At 38.7% G+C, this 1,167-nt stretch carries 1 protein-coding gene; it reads right to left on the reverse strand.

The features are described from left to right. Positions 1-290 precede the first annotated feature (290 nt). Positions 291-929, reverse strand: coding sequence for a PAQR family membrane homeostasis protein TrhA (gene trhA, locus ACYQY7_RS13940; protein ID WP_461202955.1), 639 nt, complete (start codon positions 927-929; stop codon positions 291-293). Positions 930-1,167: the final 238 nt, after the last annotated feature.

Raw genomic sequence — 1,167 nt, forward strand, 5'->3', positions numbered from 1 at the left:
TTCGCTTGTCACACTCGGACTAGTTGAGCGCTAGCGCTCAACTAGCACCACGGGTAATACTATGTATATTGAAGTAAAGAGTAGGTTGATTGGATATTCATGTAAATTTGTAAAAATGGTTTGGTATCCTCTAAAATGTTTTAAGGTATTCGTTAACGGTAAATGCTCCCCTGACAAATCCATTTGTCTGGGGAGCGGTGTTGTTCGATTGCCCGACAATCGAAAAAATCATGATTGCTCAGATTAAAGCTACAAAGTACATCTATATAACAAGGATAGGTGATCATTCTTTAATTGAGCAAAACAAACACCGCTAAAAAATGAGCAACAGATCCCCCTAACACAAACAAGTGCCAGACGGCATGGTGAAATTTAAACCCGCGCCATACGTAAAAAATTGCGCCGATCGTATATAAAATCCCACCTACGACTAAATAGACGACACCTTCCAACGAAAGAGCGGAAACGAGCGGTTCCCAAGCAAACACAATTAACCAGCCCATTACAACATAAATAATCGTCGATGTATATAAAAAGCGATTGACGAAAAAGTATTTAAATACCGTCCCGATAAATGCCAGCCCCCAGACGATGCCAAATAACGTCCAACCGATCGCACCTTTCACTGCTAAAAATAAAAACGGCGTATACGTGCCCGCAATAAAAAAGTAAATCGCCGAATGGTCGAAAATTTCAAATAGTCGCTTCCAACGTCCTTCTGGTAAGGCGTGTACGATCGTTGATGACAAATATAAGAGAAGCATCGTGCTTCCGAACAGCGTGACGCTCACGACGTGCCATGCATTTCCGTGCAGTGACGCAAAAACGGTAAGCACAACGAGCGCTACAATGCTAAATATCGCCCCAATCCCATGCGTAATCGCATGAACGATTTCTTCTTCTTTCGTAAACGTATGTGTAAAAGCCAAAGATTTCATTCCTTTCGTTAAAGACATTTTGTTTATTCTACCACATATACATACATATCGTACATTTTTATTCATTATTGTTTTTGCTCGCGATATAATGAAAAAAAGAGAGGTTAGTAACTGTTAAAATATTTTTTTAAAATTCATAAAAATCTATATACAATTTATAAAAAATTACAAGACAAAGCCAAGAAAATGATGAAGGAGCTGACCGGAAGTGATTAAAACATATCAGGTT

This window comes from Anoxybacillus sp. TBDG-1 (genome assembly GCF_054815885.1).